The sequence below is a fragment of the Enterococcus sp. 3H8_DIV0648 genome (assembly GCF_002140655.1).
Classification (GTDB): domain Bacteria; phylum Bacillota; class Bacilli; order Lactobacillales; family Enterococcaceae; genus Enterococcus_A; species Enterococcus_A hulanensis.
Map to the genome: position 1 here is coordinate 3,328,233 of NZ_NGLG01000001.1, position 2,194 is coordinate 3,330,426.

The 2,194-nt window shown below is 35.7% G+C and carries 3 protein-coding genes; all 3 read left to right on the forward strand.

The window, feature by feature from the left end; translation table 11 throughout:
• The first annotated feature begins 169 nt into the window (after window positions 1–169).
• From A5875_RS15290 to A5875_RS15300, 3 genes are read left to right on the forward strand one after another with little or no spacing between them, the layout of a single operon-like run.
• Window positions 170–496 carry a PTS lactose/cellobiose transporter subunit IIA gene (locus A5875_RS15290; protein WP_088934380.1) on the forward strand — a complete coding sequence of 109 codons (327 nt, stop codon included), beginning with the start codon at window positions 170–172 and terminating at the stop codon, window positions 494–496.
• A 12-nt stretch (window positions 497–508) separates the two neighbouring features.
• A complete protein-coding gene (locus tag A5875_RS15295; RefSeq protein WP_088934381.1) occupies window positions 509–841 on the forward strand; it encodes a PTS sugar transporter subunit IIB in 333 nt (110 codons plus the stop codon).
• Between the two features lie 3 nt (window positions 842–844).
• The gene (locus A5875_RS15300) at window positions 845–2,149 is read left to right on the forward strand and encodes a PTS sugar transporter subunit IIC (RefSeq protein WP_088934382.1); all 1,305 of its coding nucleotides are present in this window, start codon (window positions 845–847) and stop codon (window positions 2,147–2,149) included.
• The last annotated feature ends 45 nt before the right edge of the window (window positions 2,150–2,194 follow it).

Genomic DNA, 2,194 nt, shown 5'->3' on the forward strand with positions numbered 1-2,194 from the left:
CATATGTGCAATATATGATCGAATATTTGTTTGATTATTTACGTGAGCGCTTTCACGTGTTAATCTTCTTCTTAAGAACTGAGATTTGATTTCGAAAGAATGCTAACTTTGTTTCGAATGAATGAAAATTTCTCTGGGTTCGAAATTTTATTTTGAAGGAGGAAGTATTTTGGAAGCAATAGTACCAGATCAAATTATTATGGGGTTGATTTTGCATTCTGGAAATGCAAAGCAACATATGTATGAGGCTTTGAAAAGGTCGAAAAAAAGAGATTTTGAAGAAAGTGCCAAGGAAATTTTGCTTGCCGAAGAAGCCTTGACTGAAGCTCATAACATGCAGACAAGTTTTCTAGCAGAAGAGGCAAAAGGAAATAAAACAGAGATTACAGCGCTCTTTGTTCATGCACAAGATCATCTCATGACAACAATCACAGAAATAGCGCTAATTAAAGAAATTATTGAGTTGAGAGAAGAATCAATAAATGAAATTAACTAAGGAGTGGAAACTATGATTAAAATTGGATTGTTTTGTGCAGCAGGTTTTTCTACGGGAATGTTAGTAAATAACATGAAATTAGCAGCTGAGAAGCAACAAATTGAGGTGGAAATTGAAGCGTATCCACAGTCTAAGTTATGCGACTGTGTTGGTGGAATCGATGTTGCTTTGCTGGGACCACAGGTGAGTTATACATTTGAACAATCGAATACAATTTGTGAAGATTGTGATGTTCCCTTATCGGTTATTCCAATGCAAGATTATGGAATGTTAGATGGTGAAAAGGTATTAAATTTTGCATTAGGCTTATTAGAGAACAAAACAGATGTTTCCGAAGGAGTGTAGTTGATGAAAAACTTTAATACACAAAAAATTATTACTCCGATCATGAAATTTGTAAATATGAAAGGAATTATTGCTTTAAAAGATGGGATGTTAGCCATTTTACCTTTAACCGTCGTTGGCTCAATATTTCTGATTATTGGGCAAATTCCTTTTGAAGGAATTAATAATGCAATTGCAAGTGTATTTGGTGGTGAATGGACAGAACCGTTTATGCAAGTACACGCTGGAACATTTGCGATTATGGGTTTAGTCTCTTGTTTTTCCATTGGTTATTGTTATGCGAAAAATAGTGGTGTAGAACCATTACCAGCTGGAGTGTTATCATTATCAGCTTTCTTTATTACACTTAGATCCTCCTATATTCCTGAAAACGGAGAACCTATAGGTGATGCTTTAGCTAAAGTCTGGTTTGGTGGACAGGGAATTATTGGTGCAATACTGATAGGATTGACAGTAGGTGCGATATATACAACTTTTATCAAAAAGAATATTGTAATAAAAATGCCAGAGCAAGTTCCTCAAGCAATTTCGAAACAGTTTGAAGCAATGACACCAGCATTCGCTATTTTCTTATTATCAATGATTGTTTATATTGTTTCTAAAGCGGTCACGAACGGAGGAACATTCATTGAAATGATTTATGATGTCATTCAAGTTCCGCTTCAAGGATTGACAGGATCACTACCGGGAGCGATAGGGATCGCATTTTTCATTTCATTATTGTGGTGGTTTGGGGTTCATGGACAATCGGTAGTAAATGGTATTGTCACAGCATTGTTACTTTCAAATCTTGATGCAAATAAGACTCTATTAGAGGCTGGAAAATTGACATTGGATGATGGGGCTCATATTGTTACGCAACAATTTTTAGATAGTTTTCTACTAATATCGGGTTCAGGCATTACTTTTGGATTAGTTGTAGCAATGTTATTTGCAGCTAAGTCTCAACAATATAAGGCGTTAGGAAAAGTAGCAGTTCTACCTGCTTTGTTTAACGTAAATGAACCAATAGTTTTTGGTTTTCCAGTTGTTATGAACCCAGTAATGTTTATCCCGTTCATGCTGGTCCCTGTTCTTTCAGCAATACTTGTCTATGGGTCAATTGCAATAGGATTTATGACGCCTTTCGCAGGTGTGACCCTTCCTTGGAGCACGCCAGCAATAATTTCGGGACTAATGGTAGGAGGTTGGCAGGGAGCTGTAATTCAAATTATTATTTTAGCGCTTTCGACAGTTATATACTATCCATTTTTTAGAGTTCAAGATAAGATTGCTTATGATAATGAACTGAAAATGAGCAATAATTGATAATGTTGAAAGTACGATCAATTCAGTAGTGTGGAAGGATTGCAC